Consider the following 24,577-nt stretch of genomic DNA (forward strand, 5'->3'; position numbering starts at 1 on the left):
TATTTAGTTATAGAGCAATAACAGCAATTGGCGAATAGTCGATACAAGATCCGCGAATACGGTTACCCATTGAAGAGTGCTTGTATGACCGCCTGATGACATTACACCGCGAAAATAAGGCACCGCTGTGGTAAAAAGCAGCGTATCAAGGACCGATTGTGATGAATAGTGACCGCCTATGTTGATTATCCCCGCCGAGAACTCCGTTAACTGGAAACGCCCACCGTGGGTAACGTTGAGCCTGATCATGGCCTGTTTGCTGGTGTTCCTGTTCTATCAGGGCGGCGATGACCAGAAGCTGGAATCTGCGCTTGAACAGTACATCGATAGCGGATTGCTGAAACTGGAAGCGCCGGCTTACGAGGATTATCTGCAACGGGAGATCCGCTTCGAGGGCGATCAGCAAAGCGTGCTGGATTTGCAGGAGTTTCAACAATTGCGGGAGCAAGACAATAAGCTCTGGCAAGCCGTTACCCTGCTGATGGACCGGGAGTATTACCAGTACCTGCAAGACAACACGGACATCATCTGGGCACCGGCCGAACGCCGGCACTGGGTTGAGGCGCGGGCTGATATAGAAGGCCGCTGGATCAGCCAGATGAGTGCGTTTCAGCTTGGCTTGGTGCCGGCGGAACTTTCGCTTTATACCCTTATCAGTTATCAGTTTTTACACGGCGGCTGGGGCCACATCATTGGTAACTTGTTATTCCTGTTTCTGCTGGGGTTCACGGTAGAGCGAGCCTTGGGGCCGGGTCGGTTTCTGGTGGCGTATCTGGTGTGCGGTGCACTGTCGGGCTTGGTGTTCACCGCGTTTTCGTCTGGCAGCCAGATTCCTCTGGTGGGCGCATCGGGCTCCATTTCCGGGTTGATGGGCATGTACGTGGCCATTTACGGCCTGCAGAAAATCCGTTTTTTCTATTTTTTAGGGGTGTACTTCAACTACTTCCGGGCACCGGCCATTGCCATGCTACCGGTGTGGCTGGGCAAGGAAATTTACGATTACTGGTTTGCCGGTGCCACCGGCGTGGCATACATGGCCCACGCAGGCGGGTTAGTCGCCGGTGCAGGCCTGGTGTGGTTGCTCGGTAAGAGTTGGCTGCAAGTGAAGGAAGAGTTTTATGAGCCGGAGCCCGATGAGCAGGATGCCCGATTTACGAGCGGCTATGCTCAAGCGATGGCCAGTCTTGGGCGCATGGAGTTTGATTTGGCCAGACGCCAGTTTGAGGCCCTTAGAGAGCACTACCCTGAGCGTTCTATCCTGTTGGAGCACCTGTATCAAATTGCCAAGCTTCGGCCGGACCTTCCGGCCTACCGGGACCTGACGACGGAACTCTTGTCGGATGCATTAACACGCCGCCAGCCGGAGCAGTTGGTTGCTGTATGGCAGGAGTACCTCAGTAAGGGCGAAGCACACCACCCGTTGGCAGCAGAAGACCACAACCGGGTGTTGTTCGCCAGTCTGAAGAATAATGACCTGAAAGCCGCCGAGAAGGCGTTTGAGCGGATGCGCACGCGCGCAGAACCTGAAATGCTGTACGAAGCCTGTCAGCTGATGGTCAGCGAGTTTGATAAGTTGCAGATGGAGCCGAAAGCCCGGCACTACCGGCAACTGCTTCAGGGCCTGAACTGAGCGCCAGGCCCTTTCTACAGGGTTATTCAGCGATCTGAAAACTTGCTTTGGGGCCTTTTAGCGGCTCCCGGTTTTGTGCCTGCTCTAGCCAGACATCAATGTGTTTGTGGGCAGGATGGCCGCTGCAACGCTTTTGCACGTAGCTGAGAAACGCGCTCGCCTTTTCCCATTGTTGCAGGCCGTTCGCCAGCACTTGTGCCGCCAACAGGTAAGCCGGTGCCAATTGCTCGCTGTCTGGAAACCGTTTGTGGAAGTCTTGCAGCAGACGCAGAGCGGGCTTGAAGTGCTGCCGGTGATACAAGGCAGTGGCGCAGGTCAAAGCTAGATCTGCATCGTCTACCTGGAAGTTGGGTTCCAGGGTTTGCAACGTTTTGATCAGCTCGTTCAGACCGTCGCCGTCGTGGCGGTCGGCCAGCCAAGTCATGATGCGCGGATGATACCGGTACAGCTCTGACACATCGTTGCGAGCGGTGAGCAGCTGGTAAAGCTGGCCGAGCCTGCGAGGATCATCCCGTTCTTTCTTGAGCGCTTCTTTGAGGATTGCCTGAGCGCGGTCGTAATTGCCGTCTTTCAGGTTCATGTCCAGATCCGCATCCAGCCGACTGGAGCGGTCCCGGTGTTGATGGCTCGCCAGATCTTCATCGTCCTGAAGGTCCGCAGCAAAGCCCAGCTCTTCCTGATATTGGAACAACAGGTAGCCCAGCATGTGGAACAGAATCAGGGTAAACGTACTGTTCAGAAAACCTGCCAGTGGCTGCGCTACCCACAATGGGAAGTGAGTGACGGCGAAGTCTTGGGCCGCGCCGGAAGCCAGAGTCAGCAGAATTAAATAGCCGTACAGCAAGAAATAGGGCGAGCCAATCCGGGAGATAAGCACCGCGAGATTCAGCGGGTTCACCGCAGCACCAACAGAGCGCTCCATCGCCAGCACCATGATGCTGGCGGGTAAGCCGAGCACCACAAAGGCAATGGCCAGCATCATTAAAATGGAGCCGCCGAGCATCGCGGCGGCCGTCACCAACGCCCCCATCAAGACAAAAACCAGAAGCTGCAAAATCACGATATTGAAGCCGCTACCGGAAAAAGCTTCCGACACCGGGGGCGGCTTGAGGTGCCCCTCGGCGGTGTGATTGATCACCGCATACGTGTATTTGAACAGTGCCAGCGCCAGGACCACCCAAATGAGTAACCCGATGAGATTGGCGGGAGCGACAATCGGCACCAGCGTGCAGATGGCAATAACGATCAGAGGATCGGTATGGAACGGGTATCGGAAGAATGCACCAATCCGTTGCCAGAAGGGGACCACTTCCGTGGCGGCACCCAGGTAGCGCATCCCTTTGCTGCACTTCGGGCAGAGTGCTTGTCGCTGGCGGGTATCCGCATCTGGCATACACCGGCTGCAATAGTGCATCTGGCACTCACTGCAGTGCCATTTTGCGGGGTCGCCCGGGTGGTAATGACAATCGTGTTTCAAGGCTAGTGTCCTGATCCGTCAGAAATCAGAGGCAATAATGACAGAAGTGCCAAACCCCCGCATCAGCTCTGTTCTCATATCAGACACTGGCCAGATGCCTTTACAGCATTATCGCTAGGCGGCGTTCTCGCTGGTTACACGGTTCTTGCCGTTGCGTTTGGATTGGTAGAGCCGCTGGTCAACGCGGTCCAGAATCTGGCTTGGTGTATCACCCGCTGTGGATTCGGTGACTCCCAGCGACAGGGTCACACTGCCAATGTCTTCAAACGTCATGGCGGCGAGCTCAGTCCGGATGTTTTCGGCAATCCTGGTGGCCCTGTCCAGATCGCAGAAAGGCAACAGCACGGTAAACTCCTCTCCGCCCCAGCGCACACATTTGTCGGATTTACGGGTGTGTTCAACAAGAATATCGGCGACGACTTTGATGATTTCATCGCCGCGAGGGTGACCATAGGTGTCGTTTACTGCTTTGAAGTTATCAATGTCTGCCATCAGAACGCAGAATGTCGAGCGGCTGTCATCGGACTGAGTCAGCAAAGTGTCCAGTTCAAACTCCCCGCGACGGCGGTTTAGCAGGCCCGTCATGGCATCGTGTGAAGCCTGCTCCTGAAGTTTGATCTCATCAAAAACCCGCTCTGTCATGTCTTTAATAATGCTGACGTAATGGGTGATGGCACCGTTGGCCCCCTTCACCGCGGTAATGGTTTGCTGACAGTGTATTTCCCGACCGTTTTTGTGCTTGTTGATCACCATGGCACGGAACGGCAGCCCTTCGTGGAGGTGGCGCCACAGTCGCTGGTAGAAAGCTTTGTCGTGTTTGCCGGATTTCAGCACCGCGGGTGTCTGGCCAATGACTTCGGCAGGCGTGTACCCGGTAATGAGTTCAAAGCCTTGGTTGGCAAACTCGATCACGCCTTCTGAACTGGTGATAAAAATGCCGTCGTAGGCCGCCTCAATGGCTTTGGCGAACAGGTTGCCGGTGGACCGTTCGGCGTCCAGTTGCGTGATGTCTTTTTGGACGGACACGAAAAAACGGGGCGCTCCGCTGTCGTCACTAATTTGCGTGATGGTCCATTCCAGCAGGTACGGTTGGCCATTCTTGCGGTAATTGATCGTTGAGCCGGCGAAGAAGCCTCGCTCTTTCAGCCCGCGTCGCAATTTTTCGATGACCAGAGGGTCGGTCAGAGGGCCTTGAAGAATTTTGGGGTTCTGGCCGAAGAGTTCATCTAGCGAGTAACCCGTCATCCGGCAGAAGGCTGGGTTGGCGTAGAGAATGTCGTGCTGCTTGTCGGTGATCACGATGGAGGTAAAAGAAAGCTCGGCTGTTGAGCGCAACAGCATCAGCGAATCTTTGCTGGACAGGCCGGGGAGGTTGTTCGGATCGTTCGGACGCAAAGTATTTACCGTATCGAGGGGTTCGTCAGCTCAGGCTGACACCTTGCAGTATTCACCAAAGGGGGCAGTGTGAATAATAGGAAGATTACTATTCTGTCGCTATTAACGTCAGTTGGGGCATGAGTATTTACCGACCAATGGTTGAAGTCTGCGTTTTCGGTGCGATAGTTAAGTATAAGGACAAAACCGAGAGCGTAATTAGAGGAGGCAACGCATGTCGAATAAATCGTCGAGTTCCAACAGTCTGAGTACTCTCTCCACCCTCGATGCCGGTGGCAAGACGTTTCATTATTACAGTCTGAAAAAGGCCGAAGAATCATTGGGCGATCTGCAGCGCTTGCCCTTCTCTTTAAAAGTGCTGATGGAAAACCTGCTGCGCAACGAAGATGGCGTTACCGTTGATCGTTCCCACATCGATGCCATGGTGCAGTGGCTGAAAGATCGTAAATCCGATACCGAAATTCAGTTCCGCCCGGCCAGGGTTCTCATGCAGGACTTTACCGGGGTGCCCGGCGTGGTGGATCTTGCTGCGATGCGCGAAGCGGTCAAGAAGGCCGGCGGCGACCCGGCCCTGATTAACCCGTTGTCGCCGGTGGATTTGGTCATTGACCACTCGGTGATGGTGGATAACTTTGGCTCGGCATCGTCGTTCGGTAAAAACGTCGAGATCGAAATGCGGCGCAACCAGGAACGCTACGAGTTTTTGCGTTGGGGCCAGCAAGCGTTTGATAACTTCCGTGTGGTTCCGCCAGGAACCGGCATCTGTCACCAGGTCAACCTGGAATATCTTGGTAAGACCGTTTGGCAAAAGCAGGAAGGCGATAAAACCATCGCCTATCCAGACACGCTGGTCGGCACCGACTCTCACACCACCATGATTAACGGCTTGGGCATTTTAGGCTGGGGCGTAGGCGGTATTGAAGCCGAAGCCGCGATGCTTGGGCAGCCGGTGTCGATGCTGATTCCGGAAGTGGTCGGCTTCAAAATGACCGGCAAATTGCGTGAAGGCATCACCGCCACCGACTTGGTGCTGACCGTGGTCGAAATGCTGCGTAAAAAAGGTGTGGTCGGCAAGTTCGTAGAATTTTACGGCGATGGCTTGAAAGACATGCCCGTCGCTGACCGTGCCACGATTGCGAACATGGCACCGGAATACGGGGCCACCTGCGGTTTCTTCCCGGTAGACGACCAGACTCTGAAATACCTGCAACTGACTGGCCGTGACGACGAGCAGATTGCACTGGTTGAAGCCTACGCCAAAGCGCAAGGCCTATGGCGTGAGCCGGGTCATGAGCCGGTATACACCGCCACATTGGAACTCAACATGGATGATGTTGAAGCCAGTATGGCCGGGCCGAAGCGGCCTCAGGACCGGGTTGCCCTGAAGAATATGAAGGCGGCCTTCGAGCTGCTGATGGCAACCAACGAAGGCGGGCCGGATGCACCTGAAAAACGGGATGCCGAGCTGGAATCTGAAGGTGGTCAAACCGCTGTAGGTGTGGATAAGAGCTATCATCATCCTTGCAGCCGGTCGTTGACGCTGAACGGTCAGGAAACCCGTTTGGACCCGGGTGCGGTGGTGATCGCGGCCATCACGTCTTGTACCAACACCTCGAACCCGAGCGTGATGATGGCGGCCGGGTTGGTCGCCCGTAAAGCCGTAGAAAAAGGCTTGCAAACCAAGCCTTGGGTAAAAACGTCCCTGGCTCCAGGCTCTAAAGTGGTGACCGAATACCTGAACGCTGGCGGTTTTCAGGAGGACTTGAACAAACTGGGCTTCGACCTGGTGGGTTACGGCTGCACAACCTGTATTGGTAACTCCGGCCCACTGCCGGATGCGGTCGAGAAAGCCATCGAAGATGGCGACATCACCGTCGCGTCGGTGTTGTCCGGTAACCGTAACTTTGAAGGGCGTATTCATCCACTGGTGAAAACCAACTGGTTGGCATCGCCCCCCTTGGTCGTGGCCTATGCGCTGGCGGGTAACGTTCGGGTGAACCTGCACGAAGATCCGCTTGGTAAAGACAAGGATGGCAACCCGGTCTACCTGAAAGACCTCTGGCCTAGCCAGCAGGAAGTTGCCGACGCTGTGGAAAAGGTAAAAACCAGCATGTTCCGCAGTGAATACGCAGCGGTGTTTGATGGCGATGCTACCTGGCAGGCGATTGATGTTCCGAATACCAAGGTCTATAAGTGGTCTGACGATTCCACCTACATCCAGCACCCGCCGTTCTTTGAAGGCATGGGCCCGGAGCCGGATCCGGTGGAAGATATCCGGGATGCGCATATTCTGGCTTTGTTAGGTGATTCGGTGACGACTGACCACATCTCCCCCGCCGGTTCGTTCAGTCCGGATAGCCCTGCCGGAAAGTACCTGCAGGAGCGGGGCGTTGAGCAGAAGAACTTCAACTCCTACGGTTCTCGCCGAGGCAACCACGAAGTGATGATGCGAGGCACTTTCGCTAACGTGCGTATCCGCAACGAGATGCTGGACGGTGTTGAGGGCGGTTTCACGAAATTCGTACCGACCGGCGAGCAAATGCCGATTTACGATGCCGCCATGAAGTATCAGGAGAAGGGCACGCCTCTGGTGGTCATTGCCGGTAAGGAATACGGCACCGGTTCCAGTCGGGACTGGGCGGCCAAGGGCACCCGGTTGTTGGGGGTTCGGGCCGTGGTGGCGGAATCCTATGAGCGGATTCACCGTTCCAACCTGATTGGTATGGGTGTGATGCCTCTGCAGTTCCCTGAAGGCGAAAACCGTCAATCGTTGAAGCTGACCGGGGAAGAGACCATCAGCATCGAAGGGTTGGCTGGCGACATCAAGCCGGGCGAGACCCTGAAAATGACCGTGAAGTACGCAGACGGGTCCACCAAAACCTGTGACTTGAAGTCACGGATTGATACCGCCAATGAGGCGGTCTATTTCATGCACGGCGGTATCCTGCACTACGTAGTGCGGGAAATGTTGAAGTCAGCATGATGCTGAACCGAAGCAGGTAGTTTGCCTGCTTCGGTTACTCGTTATCGGCCGGGCCCTGAATGGGCATCGAAAGCCAGAACGTGGCACCGGCCCCTTCCTCCGACTCGTAGCCGGCATCTCCGCCCATGGCTTGCATGAGCTGTTTGGTGATCGCAAGGCCGAGACCTGTTCCTTCCTTTGCTCGGGCGGATGAAGCATCCGCTTGAGCAAATTTCTCGAAAATACGGTCTCGGAAACTTTCGGGAACGCCTGTCCCTTTGTCTGTAACCTCGATTATTGCCTGATCGCCCATTTGGCGGACTTTGATCGTGACATTCTCGCGAGGAGGCGAAAACTTCACGGCATTGGAGAGCAAGTTCGCGACCGCCTGTTGAAGGCGTTGAGGATCAATATTAGCTTCAAGCCCCGCGGACGTTTCCTTTAGGTGCAATTGAACGTCTTTTTGGTTCGCGTAAGACTGTAGGTGTTCGATTGAGGTTGAGACGACGTCGGCGATGGGGTGCTGCTCCATAACCATCAACATGTTCCCGCTAACCAGCTTTTCAATGTCCAGCAGGTCATCGATGAGCGCGCGGAGCTGATCGGCGTTGCGGCGGGTGATGTTCAGCATTTGTCGGGTTTTTTCAGAAATGTCCCCGGTGACACCTCCAAGAATCAATCCTAACGACCCCGCAATAGACGTGAGTGGCGTGCGCAGCTCGTGACTGACGGTCGATACGAACTGGTTTTTCATTTCTTCATTTTTCCGCCGTTCATCTATATCGACGAGATAGCCGTGCCATAAGACACTGCCTTCGGGCAGTTTTTCCGGATTGGCTTTACCTTCAATCCAGCGCCAGTGGCCTTCCGGGGAAAGGACGCGATATTGTGCCTCCCAAGGCTCGAGATTCTCAGCCGACTGTTTGATGGATTCGGTAACCAGAGGCAGGTCATCCGGGTGAATGCGCTCGAACGCGGCAGCTGCATCCTCGAAAACGTCGTCAGCTGTCAGGCTGAAGATGTTCTGAATGCCTTCGCTGGTATAGGGGAAACTGCTGTGGTTATCGGGCCACAGCCGGTACTGGTAAAGCATGCCGGGAGCATTCGAAACCAGCTTATCGAGAGTTGCCGCTTGGTCTTGTTGCTGAATAAGGTCGGCAATCCAGCGGGCGAGCAAACTGACGAAGGTTTTTTCTGTTTCGGTAAAGCCTGGTAGCCGTGGCTCCGTTGACGAGAAATTCAGGGTGCCCACGGCATTGCCGTTAACCCATATGGGCGCGGCTAAATAGCTCTCCAGCCCGAACATTTGGTAACAGGGAAGATCGAGATAGGGCGACGTTGCCATGTGATCGATAGCCAGTACATCGGGCTGATTCATTAAAATGGCACAGTAGGTCTGAGCCAAAGGCAGCGTCAAGCCGTTTTGCAGTGAGGGTGTTTGCCGTTCGTGATGCCAGAGTATGGTGTAAGCCTCGCCTTCGATTTTACTGACAATGGCGGTGTCAATATTCAGATACTGGCAGGCGATGGCCAAAGCCCGTTCAATGCGATGATCGATTTTGCCGCTTGTATCCAAAGCGATGTCATTGAGAATATTGAGAGCCCGGGTCCGGTCGGTGTAGTAACTGTTGAGTTCCTGATACCGGAATTCACGCTCGATGATATCCGCGAAGTCTCGCAACGCTAGCTGGTCCTGTTCGGAAAAAGTCCGTGGCGAGCGGTCAATGAGGCACAAGGTGCCCAGTCGGTATCCTTCAAGATCCGTCAAGGGTGCCCCTGCGTAGAAGCGTATGTCGGGCGGGCCCGTGACCAAAGGGTTGTCAGAGAAGCGTTCATCGGTAAGAGCGTCTTCCACGACAAAAAGGTTGCTGCCGAGGATGGCATGGCCACAAAAAGATATGTCCCTTCCGGTTTCTCTGACATCCAGGCCAAGGCAAGACTTGAACCATTGTCGGTCTGAATCAATCAGAGAAACCAAGCATATCGGCACATCGAATAGCTTTGCAGCAAGGCGGGTAACCCGATCAAATCGCTCCTCCGGCGGCGTGTCCAGTAAATGGGTCGCTTGAAGTGCCGCAAGCCGGCTGGCTTCGTTAGACGGGAGGTCAGGCGTTTTCATGATGGCTTCCTTGCAGGCTGGATGATTGTGGTAGCTCAAGCCAAAAGTGGGCTCCGTTGTCATAAAAGTAGCCCGCTTTGCCGCCCATGAGCTCGGCCAGTTCTTTACAGATCGCCAGCCCCAACCCGGTACCGGATTTCGCCCGAGAGGATCCGACTTCTGCCTGCGCAAATCTCTGAAACAAGTTCGGTATAAAATGTTCGGGAACACCGTCACCCTGGTCGCTAACGGTGATGCGAATATAGCCCGACTGGGTGGCTTCAGCCTGTATCGTAATCAACCCGTTTTGGGGTGAATACTTGATGGCGTTACTGATGAAATTATTGAGGATTTGCCGCAATCGTTCAGGATCCGCACAGGCAGCAAGGCTTTCCGAGTGTTTATTGGCCAGACGAACGCCGTAATGGTTTGCCATGGTTTGGTTGCCTTCGCAGGCTTTATCAATCGCATCATCTAGCTGGATGGCTGTGGTGTTAATTTGCAGTTTTCCCGAAACAGCTTTGTCAAAGTCCAGCAGATCAGTTATCAGTGCTTGTAAGTGTTCGCCGTTGCGAAGGGCTACTTTGATCAAGGCGCTGGCTTTGTCCGGCAGTTGACCGGTTGCTCCGGAATCCAATAACTTCAAAGACCCGTTGATCGAGGTGAGGGGGGTACGAAGTTCATGGCTGACGTTGGAAACGAACTGGCTTTTGAGAGTGTCTAAAGCTTCCCTCTCGTCCATCAAGGCGTTGAAGGCATGGGCCAGGTTCCGGGTTTCGGTTGTGCCGGTGACACTTAGCCGGGTGTTGAGCGCGTTGCCGGTGATCATGCCATAGATTTTTTCTGACATGCTGCTGAGACTATGGGTTGCGGCCCGGGTCAGCAGATACGCGAAAAACAGCAACGGCACCATGACAGCGACACTGGCCCAAAGGAAGTTGTTAAACCAAGCTCTGGCGGGTTGGGTCACTTGCGCATAGGGGGCCGCGCTGAGAATCAGCCAGCCAAGCCGGTCGAGGTGATGGGTAGCGTACACCCAGCGTTCTCCGGATAGGTCGGTAACAACCCCGGCGTTGACTCCGGATAAAGCCGAATCAACCAGTATGTCTGTGCCCGGCGCGGGTAAGTCAGGGGCTGGGGCTCCCGGTTGCAGTGCATCCACCTGGATGAAGTGTCCGGTATCGAGCACTTTCAGCAATGTGCCGGGTTCGGGGTCGAGATCATCAGGCAGGATGCCCTGTTGAGTCAGGTTGATTGTGCCACCCGCTAGCCCTAACAAATCGCCGGCGTCGCTGTGTATCGGTGCCAGAAACGAGAGCAAGGGTAATCCGGTTCGTCTACCAATGATCGGACGACTGACGATGGGCGTGTTCGAGGTCATGGCGCGTTTAAAGTGGGGGCGATCTGCATAGGCGGTTCCGATCCGGTTTGGTACGTGGCGGTTTTCCGCAATCGCTACGCCGTTGGTGTCAAAAATGAGTAGATCGCCCTGGAACAGCTTTTCCAACCCGGGCTGTCGCCCCATCGCGAACTTGAGTTGATCCATCGGAAGCAAGTTTTCGCCATCGGTCAGAATGCTGGCAAAAGCGCCCAGGGAATTCAGCCTGATGGAAAGTTCTTCATTGACACGGCTGGCCATTGAATGGGCCTGAAGCACTTGTCTTTCGCTCAGAACCTCTTCGAAATCGTGCAGTAATCGCCCGTACGCCACAAACAAAATCAGGACAACACTGAAAATGATGCTCAGGCTGGTAATCAGGACAACACGGGTGCCAAGGTTTAGTGTTTTCAAGGAAGACTCTTATCGTTGTGGTCGTAATGATGAAAACATGCTTACATAAGGTCAGGATAGTGGATTTCTTCTGCTGAATGAACTGGTGAGGAAATGCTTTGACCACCGAAGCCCATGATCAACTTCAGAAACGCCTGAAACTGTTGCAGGATCGTTTTGTCGAACGTGCCCAGAGTGACGTAGAAACGTTAGGCCGTTTTGCCCGGCAGATCGAGCAACAACAGTTAAGCCGTCTGGGCTTGGTGGAGTGCTACCAGCTGTTGCATCGCATGGCAGGGTCTGCGGGGACTTTCGGGCTTCCGAAGCTCGGTGCAGCGGCGCGCTCGATCGAAAACCAGCTCAAGCCGGTCGTTGAAGCAAGGGATAGGCAAACGGATAGCCCGGACGATCCAATAGCTTTACCCGCTGACTTGGCTATGCAGATTCATGAACTGACAGAGTTGGTTCAAAAGAGCGACGTTCAAACAAAGCCTGAAACGGCTGATGAGCACTCCCATCAAGTGGAAGATGCCTATGAAGGCTCTCACGGAATGCAAGTGCAGGTCATGGCTCTGGCGCATGATACAGGCTATTTGTCGGGTTTGATGGCTGACTTGCAAGGGTATGGTTTTGCCTGTGATCTGGTGTCATTGAGCGAATCCCGAGCGGCAATTGAAAACCTTAAGCAGCGCTCGGGTGCCACCATTCTGTTGTGTCAGGATTCTGATCTGGCGGATGTGCTCCGCTTTCGCACAGACCACATCGAAAAGAACGAACACCGCCGATTTCCAGTAGTCGGTATCGGTCGCCAAAACACCTTTGAAAGTCTTTATCGTGTTGCCGAGCAGGGTGCGACAGCGTATTTCAGTGAACCTCTGGATATGCCCGCATTGGCGGAACGAATTGAATCGCTGGCGCTGGAGCGCGGGTCCCGCCCCCAAGGGCGAGTGTTGATTGTGGATGATGATAAGGAACTGGGCGAGCGTTATTGTCTGGTGTTGAACAACGCCGGAATGAAAACCAAGCTGGTTTCCGACCCGACAAAGATGATGTCTGCCTTGTCGGCGTTTGAACCGGATATTGTATTGATGGATGTCCAGCTGCGGGCTCATTCAGGGGTGACCCTGGCCCGGATGATACGGTACGAGCCCCGTTGGCTCGGGTTGCCCATTGTGTATTTGTCGTCCGAAGACAACCCGGAAGTCCAGCTGGATGCACTGGCCAAGGGGGCCGACGAATTTCTGGTAAAGCCGGTTACTGATGAGTATCTGGTTCGCTCTGTTCGTATTCGCTGCTACCGGGCGCGCCAATTGTCCGATTTAATGAACCGAGACAGTCTGACCGGTTTACTCAAGCATTCGTTAATCAAGCAGGAAGTGGAGCGCGAATTGGCCCGTTGCCGCCGTTCCGGCCAGTTTTCTTGTGTTGTGATGCTGGATCTCGATCACTTTAAAAAGGTGAATGACACTTGGGGGCATGGGCAGGGCGATATCGTCATTCGAACGCTTGCGCATCTGTTGCGTAACCGTCTCAGAGAGTCCGATACCATCGGGCGTTATGGCGGTGAAGAGTTTTTGGTGGTGCTATCCGATTGCCCGATCGAGCAAGCCGAGGAGTTAATCGATGATATCCGGGCCCGATTCTCGGAATTGGTGTTCACCTCAGGCGATGACAGTTTTCAGGTGACCATGAGCGCGGGTATTGCCGCGATTAACGATTTCCCATTAGCTAGCGAGGCGATTGAGGCTGCAGACCAGGCGCTTTACGAGCGCAAGCAGGCAGGGCGGAATGGTGTAACCGTTTATCAACGCCAAGACAGAGATCAGGATGATTGAGGAGTAGACCATTGAAGGCCTTGGTACTGGAAGACGATGAGCTTGTGGGTGAGTTGGTTGAGTCGATTGTCGCTGGCCTGAGCGGGGTGCAACAAGTCACATTGGCCAGGTCGCTGACAGAGGCCAAGAGGTATCTGGCAGAAGACACCTATGGGCTGTACCTGGTGGACTGGGAGTTGCCAGACGGGTCTGGTCTGGAGCTGGTGAAGCTGATACGACGATCCGATTCGGTGGTTCCGGTGGTTGTTGTATCCGGGCGCTCGGACCGAGAGTCCGTGATCAAAGCCGCGCATTATGGCATCAGTGGGTATATCACCAAACCGCTGGATATCGAGCTATTGCATCAACGGTTGACGGATCTCATCCCGTCGCAAGGTGTTGAGAGTGCCTCCGTGCATGAGTTCATGGCCAAGTCTTCGAATTCGGTGGTTCAATTGCCGACCGAAGTTGACCCGGGCGAGATCATCGAGCTGATCGGCCGTGCCGATACCCTATCTGCGTCTGAACTGGCGGAGCGCTGGCGTGAGCAGATTGGTTTGACGGCCCGCATTCTGGATGTGGCCAACAGCAGTTCATTCAGACGGACAGGTCAGCCGGTTGAGTCACTGAGAGTTGCGATCGGGAGTATCGGCGTTTCCATGGCTCTGAACCAGGCTTTGGCATTGGCGCTGGATGTGACGGCGAAGCTGACGCGACCTGAGCTGAAAACGGTCGCAGACCAGTATCAGGAGATTTCGCTTCGGGTCGCCCGGGAAGCGAATCAAATTGCCCTTCGCATCGGTAAAGCCTCTACGATGTATCGAAGTGCCGGGGTACTGAGTCGGTTGGGTGAAATGGCGGTACTCAAGGTGCTGAATCAGTTTGATGCCGCTGGCGGAACCCTCGCCGAGGCTGAGATCGAACAATGTGTAGCGCGCTGGTCTGAGGAATACGGCAACCGTTTGAAAGTGCATTGGAAATTTCCGTTAGGGTTGAGGGAGCTGATCGGGGCGGTACATTTTTTATCGCCCGACAACCACCGGGAAGGGCCGATCATTATGCGGGCTGCCGCGTTGATTGCTGAAAATCGTCAAGGCGAGAATGAGTGCCAGCGCTTGCTGCGCCAACTCGGTTTGAATGCAACGGAGCTTGCCAAGGAGGCGCCGAGTGATGCGGTATGAGGGAAACGATTTGAATAAAGTGTTATACGTGGAAGATGATGCCGACATTCGGGCTATCGCGGAGTTAGCGTTGCAGGACGTTGGAGGTTTTTCCGCCAAGCTTTGTAGTTCGGGTGCGGAAGCGGTTGAAGTTGCACCGGATTTTCAGCCGGATTTGATCCTTCTGGATGTGATGATGCCGGAGATGGATGGCCCCGAGACTCTGAAGGCATTGCGCAAGCTTGAGGCGACTCAAACGACACCGGTTATTTTTATGACCGCCCGGATTCAGCGTACGGAAATTGAAGAGTATCTGTCGCTGGGGGCGCTAGGGGTAATACCGAAACCGTTTGATCCGATGACGTTGGCGGATGAAATTCGCCGAATATACCAAGAGCTTGCCTGAGCCTTGTTTGGATCATCGTCGCAGGTGCGAAAAACTGTATTTTGAGATAGGCTGTTCGCCTCCAAATACGCGCACGATTTAACGAGGATTGCATGTCATCGCCGGACGAATTGAAAGCCAAGCTCAATCTGGAAACTTCTCGGATTCATTGGCATGAACTACAGACGTATTACGCCCGGGGCCACGTTGTGCGTGTAGAGCCAGAGCTGGATCTTCTCGAGGTAGCGGCCCAGCTGACGGCCGATAACAAGGCGCAGTTCGAACAGTGGCTGGCCAGTGAGTCGGTAGGCGATGTGTCACCGGATCTTGCCCGCACTTGGTATGAAAAGAACAGCGAGCTATGGGCTGTTGTGGTTGCGCCTTGGGTGTTGGTGCAGGACCGCTCTGCGAACAAACTCCACTAAGTCTTTTTCTTCGACGGCAGGCGTTCGTCTGCCCGCTCTCTCTTTGATACCTGTTGTTCAGAGGCTGTTATGCTGACCGGCGCTTTGCTGATTCTGGCTCCGTTGTTTTTGGGCTTTGCGTTTACTCTTTCGAATCGCCGGCTGATGACGGTGATTCACTACCTGGTTGAAGGCTTGGTGTACTTCATTTTGGTCTTGCTGGGTCTCGGTTTGGGCCAAATGGAGGGCTTGCTCTCGCATTTGGGTACGATGGCCTATCAGGTATCGGGCTTGGTGATGGCCATGTTGGTGGCGAACCTGGCAGCGCTTTGGCTATTTCATTACTTTTTGCCGTTGGACATCGGGCCCACGGACGAAAGTGCAAAGCCGAGTTATCGAAGGCTGTTTATGGCCGGCTTGAAACCGTTGCTGGCGGTGGTTGTAGGGGGCTTTCTGGGCTACCTCTGGTTTTCCGGGCTGCCGATGGTTGAAGATGTGGCCACTTGGGCGTTGATGCTGCTGTTGTTCTTGATTGGTCTTCAGCTTCGTAATGCTGGTTTGTCGTTGCGCAAGCTGTTGATGAACCGTCAAGGCTTGGGCATAGCGTTGACGATGGGGGTGAGCTCGTTGTTTGCCGGGCTGGCCCTCACGCCTTGGTTAGATGTTTCCTGGAACCAGGCGCTGGCGATTGCTTCAGGGTTTGGTTGGTACTCTTTGTCCGGCATCATGATCGGTGATGCCATGGGGCCCGCGTGGGGCGGTGTTGCTTTTTTGAACGATGTTCTACGCGAAATCATTGCTCTGGCGCTCATCCCCGTAGTGATTAGCGCTCGCCCGGCCATGGCGATCGGATACGGAGGCGCAACGTCTATGGACTTTACCCTGCCGGTGATTCGCAGCAGCGGTGGTTTGGCGTGTGTGCCGGTTGCCATTGCTTCGGGCTTTTTGCTGTCGTTCCTGTCGCCCGTGCTGATGGGGGTGTTTTTATCTCTGGGTTAGTAGCTCAAGAATTTACCCACATCGATCTTGTATAAGCCGGGGTCAACCGCTCGTTGAATGCGGTCCTGATTGCCCGGTTTGGCAAGATCAACATCGGTAATGGTAATGGGAGCCCGGAATTTGGTGTGGTACATCACCCGCACCACCGGCAACCGTAAATCGTCTTCGTTGGTTTCGGTCACCACGCCTAACCGCCCGCTTTCCAGCAAGACCAGAGAACCGACCGGGTATAAGCCAACACAATGAATAAAGTCCTGAACCAAAGCGGCATCCAGGTGTGAGCCGCTCCATTCCAGCAGTTTCTTCAGGCCTTGAGTGGGTGTCATGCCTTTGTGGTAAACGCGGTCGGCGGTGATCGCGTCATACACATCAGCGATGGCTGCCATGCGCCCGTATATCGAAATCTCCTCACCCTTCAGGCCTTCTGGATAACCGGTGCCATCTATGCGCTCATGATGCTGGGCTGCCGTAATAACGGTGAGCTCGCCTATGCCCTTGGTTGCCAGCAAGATGTCACGGGATTGGCGGGCATGCAGTTTCATCACTTCAAACTCTTCTGCTGTTAGCTTGCCAGCTTTGTGAAGTATGTTGTCGGGCGTCAGGATCTTGCCAAGATCGTGAAGCAGGGCGCCCACCACGGTTTGATGCAGAACATCCGCTGATAGCTTGCGATACTGCCCGAACAGGGTCATCAGTACACTTAGGTTAACGGAGTGCTCAAGCAGATAGTTGTCTTTATCTCGAATGCGCCCCAAACACCCTAAAGCATTCGGGTTTCTGATGACCGAGCTTTGCAGATCGTCGGCCAGTTGGTGGATGGGCGCGATATCCACGGCAGCGCCGATTTTGACGTTGGCCATAAAGCTGTCTACCAGCCCTTGAGCCTGAGTATGAATGCCTTGCGCGGTCTCCATTTCCTGTTCGAGGGAGACTTTGGCGGAAACCCCGGGTTTATGCTCGCCCGCATTTTGCAGAGCTTCTTCATTGCGCGCGTCTACTTCTGAAGCGGTTTCGTAGTCTTGGGTATCCAGGCCTTTTTCGGCATCGATATAGACGAACTGGACGCCCATAGCGCGAATTTTTTCGATGGTGGCTTCATTCCGGATCACACCGCGTTTTCTCTGGGTGTTGTGAGGTATCCAGTCGTTGTTCAGGTCGGTGATGTACATCCCGACCTGCAGCGCGGTGATAGGAATGCGTTTGATCATCGCTCGGGGAAAAAGGTCCGTAGGCTGTTCTGGTAAGTTTGAACGATGACCTCTTCCAGTGCCAAGCCTTTCACCTCCGCAATTTTTTCAGCGACAAAAGGTAGATAAAACGGCGCGTTCTCTTTGCCGCGATAAGGCACCGGGGTCAAAAACGGAGCATCTGTTTCAAGAAGAATCTGGCTTATTGGCGTCATACGAACGATGTCCCTTACGTTCTCCGCTTTATTAAACGTGGTAATACCATTAAAGCCCAAGTTCCAGCCTTGATCCAATGCGTATTGGGCTAAACCCGGGCCGGATGTGAAGCTGTGGATCACGCCGCGGCGTTTGAGAGAGGTTTCGAACTCTTTCAGGATCTCGATGGTGTCATCATCAGCCTCTCGACTGTGAATAACCACTGGGCGGTCACTGTCACAGGCGATTTGCAGCTGGCGGCGAAACACCTCGCGCTGAGTGGCCCGGTCAGCTTTGTCGTAAAAGTAATCCAGCCCGATTTCCCCCACGGCAACGATCTTTTCGTCCTGCGCATGGGTACGTATTTCTTCCTCTACCTGATCGTTGTATGTTTCCGCCTCATGGGGATGAATGCCCTGAGTTCCATACACCCAGTCTTTGATCTGGCTGAGTTCTCTGACGGCCGCAAGGTTATCGGGGGATACGGCGATGGTGATAACTTTTTCAATGTTCACCTGCCGGCTCTGTTCGAGCGTGTCTTCCAGCGGCCGATCTTTCAGGTAATCCAGATGGCAGTGGGTTTCGATGATCGGGTGGTCAAATACGGGAATCTCGCGGCGTTTCTTGCTCATGTCCGGTGTCCTGACTCCATCTCGGAAGTTGAGTGGGTGCTATGCTGAGAGCGACTATGGTCGAGTTTACCAGTTTGCGCTGAGCGAAGAGAGTAGGGCGTCATTTCAGAAGCGGTGATTAGGGGAAGAACACCATGCATATTGTGGTTGTCGGTGGCGGAGTAGTGGGCGTAACAACAGCACGGGAGCTGGTGCGACGGGGCCATCAGGTAACGGTTCTGGAGCGGCACTCACTGGCGGGAAATGAAACCAGTAAGGGCAATGCTGCACAGCGTTCCTACGGTGTGGTTTATCCTTGGGCCGATCCGTCGATGGTGTTCAAGGCGTTGCCGTGGCTGCTGAAAACCGATGGCCCCCTGAAAATGCGGATGCCGCCCTCGCTGGCGGCCACCCGGTTTTTATTGGCAACGCTACGTTACGCTTGGTCCCCCGGGCTGTTTGGGCTTAACAAGCGGGCCATGTTGAAGTTGGGCGCCTACAGCCGTGAGCGTTTTCTGGCGCTGGAACAAGAGCACGATCTGGCGTTTGACGGTGCCCATGACGGGTTGATGCATTTAGCCAGCACGCCAGAGGCGCTGGATGAATTGCGTAAGACACATGAACTGCTGAATGAGGTAGGTGTCCCCTCGCATTTGCTGTCGCCCCAAGAGGTTCGTGAAGTGGAGCCCGGTATGACCGGCAACGGGCCATTATACGGTGCGATACGGTATGACACCGATGGCACGGGCGATTGTCACCTGTTCTCGCGAGCGCTTGCCCAAGTGTGTGAAGAACTGGGAGTGAACTTCCGCTATGAGGTGGAAGTAGAGGCACTGTTGGCGGATCACCAACGCGTTAACGCGGTGCAGTTGCGCACTGCGAGCGGCAAACCTGAGCGGCTGGAAGCGGATGCCGTGGTAGTGTCAGCCGGCTGTTGGTCACCGGAACTGGTTAAGCCTTTGGGGCTAACGCTGCCTATTTATCCGATTAAGGGCTACAGCATTACCGTGCCGTTGAGTGACCCCGCCAAAGCGCCCACGGCAACGGTTCATGATGATAATTTCAAGGTGGTTTCAACTCGGCTGGGCAATCGTTTGAGAGCGACAGGGTTCGTTGAACTGGCTGATTTCAATCGAGACATTCCCGAGGCTAGAATTGCCACCATCAGAAAGTCGGTCGAATCCCGCTACCCCGGTTGTGCCGATCTGGATGCGGCGGAAACCTGGACAGGTTTCCGCCCGATGACGCCAGACGGCCCTGCAATTATTGGCAAGGGGCCTCGCGACAACCTGTACCTGAACACCGGCCATGGCACCTTTGGCTGGACATTGTCTGCGGGCAGCGCCGCGGTGATTGCTCAGGTTATTGATGGTGAAGAGCCCGCGGTGTCGTTGGATGCGTTCCGCCCGGGCCGTTTTGCCGGAGGGCTATAAGATCTCCGCATCGTTCTTCCAGCAGTGGCAGGCGCTCAATGACTGGCTCCTTAACCATGAAAGCTTTTGGCGGCCAGTGCCGTTTATGGAGCCAAAGCCGGATTGGTGCCTGCAGTATCCAGATCTGGCGAATTGGCTTGAGCAACGGTCAGACGCGGAATGCGACGAGTGGAACGAGCATTTGTCGGCGTTTGCGCAAGAAGTTGCGGGCTTTGTGCCGGCACTTTCGGCCTATGACGAGCTGGTTTCTGTTCCGCGGTTGTCAGGCTATGAGCGTGGCTCGAAGGCCGCCTTGAGAGAAGTCCACGCGGTGGATATGCCGGGCCGGAAGCGTTTGCAAGCTGGCGCCTTCGCAGCATCCATTGCGCCATTGAAAGGTCGTGTCCTGGACTGGTGTTGTGGCAAAGGCCATTTGGCTCGCACTTTAGTGGGGCAAGGGGCTGAAGCCGTGTTCGGCTTTGAGTGGGACACGGAGTTGGTGCAAGACGGCAATCGCCTTGCGAAGAAATACGGTGATCCGGTGCACGTGGTGCAGCAGGATGTGATGGCTGAGGCGCTGCATTGGCCCGCTATTGATCATGGGGCTGCGTTGCACGCGTGTGGTGATCTGCACCGGCAACTCCTGAGCGCAGGTAGCGAGGCAGGGCTTGCCCGATTGAGTGTATCGCCTTGCTGCTACCACCTGGGCGGCCACGGGGCCTACCGCCTGCTCTCGCAGCAGGCTCGGCACTCTGAAAATGTGTTGGAAATAGACCGGGCGGGACTTCGCTTGGCGGTGCAAGAGACGGTAACAGCCCCGGCTCGGGAGCGCGCTCAGTCAGCTCGAGTGCGCATCTGGCGGCTGGGCTTCGATGCGCTGCAACGAAGCGTATCGGAAACCGGGCGATACTTGCCCGTGCCGTCGCACCCTGCGCGCCTGAATAACGGTAGTTTCGAAGGGTTTTGTCAGTGGGCGGCGGACAAGAAACGAGTGTTGTTACCGGCAGACATTGATTGGTCTTACTGGCTGGCGATGGGGCAGAAACGGTCCCGACAGGTTCGCCGGCATGAGTTGCTTCGGCATCTATTTCGGCGGCCGCTCGAGCTGTGGTTGGTATTGGATTATGCGGTGTATCTGGAAGAGCAGGGGTATCGAGTGAATTTGGGTACGTTCTGCGAGCGTTCTTTGACACCTAGAAATTTGCTGCTGGATGCTGTTCACGTTAACGCATGAGAAATAGTAGAAACAAAGAAGGCGCCCGTGGGCGCCTTCTTTGGTTTGACCGTATCAAAGTGCCTTAGCGGAGCACCTGGATGCGGGCTTCTACACGACGGTTCTGGGCACGGCCAGCAGAAGTGTCGTTGGTGGCAATCGGCTCAACTTCACCGTAACCAACAGCTCTTACGCGATCGGCATCAACGCCCAGTGCGGATACCAAACGATCAGCGACGGCTTCAGCGCGACGCTGCGACAGGAAGCGGTTGTACTCGGCTTTACCGGTGTTGTCGGTGTGGCCGGCAATCTCAACCGTGGTGCCGGGATGCTCTTCCATGAAATCAGCAACTTGGCGAATTTCGAGGTCGTAGGCATCGTCAATCACCGAGCTGTTCAGCGGGAATTGAACACGCAGGTTGATGGTTTCGATGGTGTCGGTAACACCTTCACAACCGTTTTCGTCAACTTCAACGCCAGCTGCGGTATTCGGGCACTGGTCTTTGCTGTTCACCACGCCGTCGTTATCGCTGTCCAGCTCACAGCCACGGCTGTTTACTTCAGCACCAGCCGGAGTGTTCGGGCACTGGTCTTTGCTGTCGGCTACACCGTCGTTGTCAGCGTCCAGCTCGCAACCGCGGCTATCAACCTGTGCGCCAGCCGGGGTGTTCGGGCACTGGTCGCGGGTATCGGGCACGCCGTCGTTATCTGCGTCGGCAGGAGCTGGCTTGGCAGTGGTGCGGTGGAACGCGAAGCTCAGGCCCAGAGACGCCATGGTGTCAAAGGTGCTTTCGTCGATACCGTGGAATTCACGCAGGTCTGCACGCAGGGAGATCATGTCGCTGATGTTGTAACGGACACCGGCGCCCACGTTAACGCGGGTTTCGTCGTGGTTGGATCCGGCCGTACGGACAGGACCACCTTCGAAGTCTGCGTGGCCGGCACCCATTGAAACGTACGGGTTCCACGCTTTGTCCTGGCTCGCAAAGTAGTAGAGGCCGTCAACACGGATCTCATCGAAATCAGATTCACCGGACACGTATTTGCGGTCTACGTCGGCACGGGAGTAAACAGCTTCTACGGCCCAATGAGGGCGGAAGCGGTATTCGATACCCACACCGTAGGTGTCGCTTTCACTCAGATCGCGCTTATCACCGAAGTACTGGTAACCGGCGAAGGGGTTCAGATAGATGGTTTGCTGGCTTTCGGCCAGAGCGGGAGCTGTAAGGGTTGTAGCAAGGGCAGCCAGGGCCACCGGACGCATGAACTTCATGCGGAACCTCCTGTTTCGATTTTTTTGGGTCTGACCATCATTCAAGTAAAAAATGCCCGAATGAATATCTTTAGTCCTCTAAACAATAGGTCAATCGTTTCAAAAACACAAAGTTATTACGGTGCCGGCGGCTTGCGAATTCTACTGATAGTGCAGCTACGTACTCGCCGTGAAGTACAGGTGCGCACTCTTTTTACTGAAGTTCAGAGTGTCGGCATTGTCAAAGCGGACTTCAAAAGAGCTCTCGTCTTCACTGACCACTTCACCGGCGCCGAACACTGTATGTGTGACACGCCGGCGATGCCAGACCGGTTCCATTAAATCGGAGTCATGATCTGGCTCGGTACCCTCTAACGTTAAACCTGCGCGAGAGGCGTACCGGATGCTGATAGCGGTTGTGGCATGGCTCAAGGACAAGGGAACTTCAGTCGAGGAGAGGTGTTCATCAAGGTGCGACCCCAGCTCGTGTGACAGCCCGTAGCAGAGCTCCGAGACGAATCGGCTGGGCCCCTGATCACCGTCCAGGTGGGGGCGTTGACTGACAGGGCGAGTGATCAGGTGCAAGGCTTGTCGGGCGCGGGTCATGCCGACGTATAACAGTCGCCGTTCACTCTCCAGCAGGGATTGCGCGTTGTCTTGAGGGCGCGGGCTGTAGGGCAGGTATTTCTCTTGTAAGCCGGGAATAATCACCACCGGCCATTCCAAGCCTTTGGTGCGGTGGATGGTAGACAGCAACACGCCTTGGTCAGCCTTCGCTCCGGCTTGTTGTTTCAAAGCTTTGAGGTGGTCCAGCGCGCCGCCGGCATCGGTGTCCAGGCTTTTCAGGTAATCCCGGAAGCCCTGAATGGTGTCTATGCGTTCTTCGGCACTGTCGTGGGTCAGTGCCAGGCTGCGAATGCCGTCATATAAGTCGGTGTGCTCGGCGTAGATTCGAATCAGGCCAGCGACAGGGCCTTTATAGCCGTTTAGTTGGGCCAAGACTTCACCAAGCTTGCGCAGCTTTCGGGCCGGCATCGGTTGCAGGGCATCAAAATCCATCGCCAGCAAGCGTTCGTGCCAGCTTTCTCCGAAACCCGCCAAAAACTGCGCCAGATTTTCCAGTTCGGGCTCTTTCAGGCCGGCGTGGGGGAAGCGCAGTATTTGCCGGGCGATGTCTAATCGATCTGAATCGGGCAGCTGTTTGATGCGGCCACTGACCACCATCAACAGCGCGGTCATCGCTTGGACTTCCCGGCTGAAGAGGGCACCTTTGCCTGCATCTATCCGGTAGGGGATTTGCCGGGCCAGCAGTTTTAGTTCGATCGGTACACTCTGGCTCCAGACCCGAAACAGCACCGCGGTCTGGTTGTTTTCTTCAGGGCTGTGGCTCTGCAGTATCTTGAGCACCTCGTCGCCATCGTTCTCCGCGCGATGCAATTCGGCGCGGGTGGCTGGAGTGGAGGGGTGCGAGTGGCAGAGTACGTCTTTTCGGCCGGTGTTGTGGCAGATCAGATGGTTGGCCAACAGCGCGACTTGATGGCCATAGCGGAAGGTGTAGCTCAGAGTTTGTTCCAGCGGGCTTTCAAATTCGTCGCTGAACCGGCGCAAGATGAATTCCGGTTTGGCGCCGCGGAATTCGTAGATGGTCTGGTCCGGGTCACCGACCACGGTCACTCTCGCCCGATCACCCGCCACGTAGCGCAGCAGCAGGTGCTGAATTTCGTTGGTATCCTGGTATTCGTCCACCAGAATCAAATCCATTTTATTACCGACCAGCCGCTGCAATGGCGGGTTCTGGTGGATGGCCATGACCGGTTCGTAAATCATGTCGGCGTAGCTGATTCGGCCCTGGCTTTTGCGCCATTGTTCGAAGCTGTGGAACAGGTCGATCAGGTATTTGTGCTTGTCTGAGTAGCCCAGCTCTTCGAAGACAATTTCGGCGGGCGACAGGCAGGTTTTGACCAGGTCGATGAAGCCGGTGGCGGTTTCGACATAGTCTTTTTTATTGCGGCGAATTTCGTCGGCGAGATCTTCGGGGGCCAGCCTGCGTGTGAGCATCCAGGCCTGGTAGCCGATTTCCTGTTCGGTGAGAATTTTGTCCGAAAAGCCTGGTAGGTAGCCTTCCCGCACGAAGCGTTTGTAGAGCCGGTAGCCCATGGCGTGGTAGGTGCGGATTTCCGGTGGTGCTAATCCGGATTGGTCACAGACTTGCTGGAGTTTGCGTTCAAAATCGACCCGGGCGCTGCGGTTGAACATGAGTACCAGCATGCGGTTGGGATCGTGGCCTTGGGCCAGCAGGTAGCGAATGCGCCAGGCCAGGGTGGAGGTTTTTCCGCTACCCGCGACGGCGGTGATCACCGAGTGTTCGTAACCGGCGGTGATGATGTTCCGCTGTTCGTCGGTGAGGTAATCCGGGAGGAAGCTGGTGTCGGGTGTTTGGGGATTGGTTGGCATGGTGGGTATTGTACTTGGCAACTGGCGGTGGGGGTAGTTGGGCTCCATAATGGTTGCCCTGTTTGATTTAGCATGAGTATGGGTGCATTGCGCCCCGTGCCTTGCCGGGTAGCCCTTTCCAAAACACGCTCCTGCGGCACATCCATGTGGCGCTTGAG

At 55.2% G+C, this 24,577-nt stretch carries 17 protein-coding genes; 9 read left to right on the forward strand and 8 right to left on the reverse strand.

The features are described 5' to 3' along the window. Window positions 1-178 precede the first annotated feature (178 nt). Window positions 179-1,630: a rhomboid family intramembrane serine protease gene (locus tag DOQ08_RS12810; protein WP_114335340.1), complete on the forward strand. Its 1,452-nt coding sequence runs from the start codon at window positions 179-181 to the stop codon at window positions 1,628-1,630. 22 nt (window positions 1,631-1,652) lie between these two features. Here DOQ08_RS12810 and DOQ08_RS12815 read toward each other — a convergent pair whose 3' ends face one another. Together DOQ08_RS12815 and DOQ08_RS12820 are read right to left on the reverse strand one after the other, a co-directional pair. After that, window positions 1,653-3,107: a hypothetical protein gene (locus tag DOQ08_RS12815; RefSeq protein ID WP_114335341.1), complete on the reverse strand. Its 1,455-nt coding sequence runs from the start codon at window positions 3,105-3,107 to the stop codon at window positions 1,653-1,655. A 114-nt stretch (window positions 3,108-3,221) separates the two neighbouring features. Beyond that, entirely contained in the window at window positions 3,222-4,502 is a 1,281-nt protein-coding gene (locus tag DOQ08_RS12820) for a sensor domain-containing diguanylate cyclase (RefSeq protein ID WP_114335342.1), read from the reverse strand. Between the two features lie 214 nt (window positions 4,503-4,716). On the opposite strand from DOQ08_RS12820, the gene acnA reads away from it, so the two are divergent. Next, window positions 4,717-7,485 (forward strand): aconitate hydratase AcnA, encoded by a 2,769-nt coding sequence (gene acnA / locus DOQ08_RS12825; protein ID WP_114335343.1) that lies wholly within the window; start codon window positions 4,717-4,719, stop codon window positions 7,483-7,485. A 34-nt stretch (window positions 7,486-7,519) separates the two neighbouring features. Here the strand turns inward: acnA and DOQ08_RS12830 are convergent, their stop codons facing one another. Together DOQ08_RS12830 and DOQ08_RS12835 are read right to left on the reverse strand one after the other, a co-directional pair. Continuing rightward, window positions 7,520-9,583 (reverse strand): GAF domain-containing sensor histidine kinase, encoded by a 2,064-nt coding sequence (locus DOQ08_RS12830; RefSeq protein WP_114335344.1) that lies wholly within the window; start codon window positions 9,581-9,583, stop codon window positions 7,520-7,522. Further along, window positions 9,570-11,354 (reverse strand): sensor histidine kinase, encoded by a 1,785-nt coding sequence (locus DOQ08_RS12835; RefSeq protein WP_114335345.1) that lies wholly within the window; start codon window positions 11,352-11,354, stop codon window positions 9,570-9,572. The genes DOQ08_RS12830 and DOQ08_RS12835 overlap by 14 nt, the downstream gene beginning before the upstream one ends. Before the next feature lie 98 nt (window positions 11,355-11,452). Here DOQ08_RS12835 and DOQ08_RS12840 point away from each other — a divergent pair, with 98 nt between their 5' ends. The 5 genes from DOQ08_RS12840 to DOQ08_RS12860 all read left to right on the forward strand — a co-directional run bounded on the left by DOQ08_RS12840 (window position 11,453) and on the right by DOQ08_RS12860 (window position 16,095). After that, a complete protein-coding gene (locus DOQ08_RS12840; protein WP_114335346.1) occupies window positions 11,453-13,168 on the forward strand; it encodes a diguanylate cyclase in 1,716 nt (571 codons plus the stop codon). A gap of 11 nt (window positions 13,169-13,179) precedes the next feature. Continuing rightward, a complete protein-coding gene (locus DOQ08_RS12845; RefSeq protein ID WP_114335347.1) occupies window positions 13,180-14,328 on the forward strand; it encodes a response regulator in 1,149 nt (382 codons plus the stop codon). Next, the gene (locus tag DOQ08_RS12850) at window positions 14,318-14,713 is read left to right on the forward strand and encodes a response regulator (RefSeq protein ID WP_114335348.1); all 396 of its coding nucleotides are present in this window, start codon (window positions 14,318-14,320) and stop codon (window positions 14,711-14,713) included. The genes DOQ08_RS12845 and DOQ08_RS12850 overlap by 11 nt, the downstream gene beginning before the upstream one ends. 92 nt (window positions 14,714-14,805) lie before the next feature. Further along, window positions 14,806-15,117 (forward strand): DUF2288 domain-containing protein, encoded by a 312-nt coding sequence (locus DOQ08_RS12855; RefSeq protein WP_114335349.1) that lies wholly within the window; start codon window positions 14,806-14,808, stop codon window positions 15,115-15,117. A 69-nt stretch (window positions 15,118-15,186) separates the two neighbouring features. Further along, complete coding sequence (locus tag DOQ08_RS12860; protein ID WP_114335350.1) at window positions 15,187-16,095, forward strand: lysine exporter LysO family protein; 909 nt, start codon at window positions 15,187-15,189, stop codon at window positions 16,093-16,095. Here the strand turns inward: DOQ08_RS12860 and DOQ08_RS12865 are convergent. Then, window positions 16,092-17,303, reverse strand: coding sequence for an HD-GYP domain-containing protein (locus tag DOQ08_RS12865; protein ID WP_114335351.1), 1,212 nt, complete (start codon window positions 17,301-17,303; stop codon window positions 16,092-16,094). The genes DOQ08_RS12860 and DOQ08_RS12865 overlap by 4 nt on opposite strands. Next, entirely contained in the window at window positions 17,300-18,109 is an 810-nt protein-coding gene (locus DOQ08_RS12870; RefSeq protein ID WP_114335352.1) for a TatD family hydrolase, read from the reverse strand. Before DOQ08_RS12870 ends, DOQ08_RS12865 begins: the two co-directional genes overlap by 4 nt. Before the next feature lie 134 nt (window positions 18,110-18,243). Between DOQ08_RS12870 and DOQ08_RS12875 the strand changes: the two genes are divergently transcribed. Further along, window positions 18,244-19,521, forward strand: a complete 1,278-nt coding sequence (locus DOQ08_RS12875) for a D-amino acid dehydrogenase (protein WP_114335353.1) — start codon at window positions 18,244-18,246, stop codon at window positions 19,519-19,521. Then, entirely contained in the window at window positions 19,484-20,734 is a 1,251-nt protein-coding gene (locus DOQ08_RS12880) for a methyltransferase (RefSeq protein WP_114335354.1), read from the forward strand. Before DOQ08_RS12875 ends, DOQ08_RS12880 begins: the two co-directional genes overlap by 38 nt. 64 nt (window positions 20,735-20,798) lie before the next feature. Here DOQ08_RS12880 and DOQ08_RS12885 read toward each other — a convergent pair whose 3' ends face one another. Together DOQ08_RS12885 and DOQ08_RS12890 are read right to left on the reverse strand one after the other, a co-directional pair. Further along, a complete protein-coding gene (locus tag DOQ08_RS12885; RefSeq protein WP_114335355.1) occupies window positions 20,799-21,986 on the reverse strand; it encodes an OmpA family protein in 1,188 nt (395 codons plus the stop codon). A gap of 156 nt (window positions 21,987-22,142) precedes the next feature. Beyond that, window positions 22,143-24,467: an ATP-dependent helicase gene (locus DOQ08_RS12890; RefSeq protein ID WP_114335356.1), complete on the reverse strand. Its 2,325-nt coding sequence runs from the start codon at window positions 24,465-24,467 to the stop codon at window positions 22,143-22,145. Window positions 24,468-24,577: the final 110 nt, after the last annotated feature.

The organism is Marinobacter litoralis (assembly GCF_003336705.1).
Taxonomy (GTDB): Bacteria; Pseudomonadota; Gammaproteobacteria; order Pseudomonadales; family Oleiphilaceae; genus Marinobacter; species Marinobacter litoralis.

Excerpts from the sequence above, each read along its gene's own strand:
- DOQ08_RS12810 (WP_114335340.1), top strand. The coding sequence starts at position 179 with ATGTTGATTATCCCCGCCGAGAACTCCGTTAACTGGAAACGCCCACCG.
- acnA (WP_114335343.1), top strand. The coding sequence starts at position 4,717 with ATGTCGAATAAATCGTCGAGTTCCAACAGTCTGAGTACTCTCTCCACC.
- DOQ08_RS12830 (WP_114335344.1), bottom strand. The coding sequence starts at position 9,583 with ATGAAAACGCCTGACCTCCCGTCTAACGAAGCCAGCCGGCTTGCGGCA.
- DOQ08_RS12850 (WP_114335348.1), top strand. The coding sequence starts at position 14,318 with ATGCGGTATGAGGGAAACGATTTGAATAAAGTGTTATACGTGGAAGAT.
- DOQ08_RS12855 (WP_114335349.1), top strand. The coding sequence starts at position 14,806 with ATGTCATCGCCGGACGAATTGAAAGCCAAGCTCAATCTGGAAACTTCT.
- DOQ08_RS12860 (WP_114335350.1), top strand. The coding sequence starts at position 15,187 with ATGCTGACCGGCGCTTTGCTGATTCTGGCTCCGTTGTTTTTGGGCTTT.
- DOQ08_RS12865 (WP_114335351.1), bottom strand. The coding sequence starts at position 17,303 with ATGATCAAACGCATTCCTATCACCGCGCTGCAGGTCGGGATGTACATC.
- DOQ08_RS12870 (WP_114335352.1), bottom strand. The coding sequence starts at position 18,109 with ATGAGCAAGAAACGCCGCGAGATTCCCGTATTTGACCACCCGATCATC.
- DOQ08_RS12875 (WP_114335353.1), top strand. The coding sequence starts at position 18,244 with ATGCATATTGTGGTTGTCGGTGGCGGAGTAGTGGGCGTAACAACAGCA.
- DOQ08_RS12880 (WP_114335354.1), top strand. The coding sequence starts at position 19,484 with ATGCGTTCCGCCCGGGCCGTTTTGCCGGAGGGCTATAAGATCTCCGCA.
- DOQ08_RS12885 (WP_114335355.1), bottom strand. The coding sequence starts at position 21,986 with ATGAAGTTCATGCGTCCGGTGGCCCTGGCTGCCCTTGCTACAACCCTT.
- DOQ08_RS12890 (WP_114335356.1), bottom strand. The coding sequence starts at position 24,467 with ATGGAGCCCAACTACCCCCACCGCCAGTTGCCAAGTACAATACCCACC.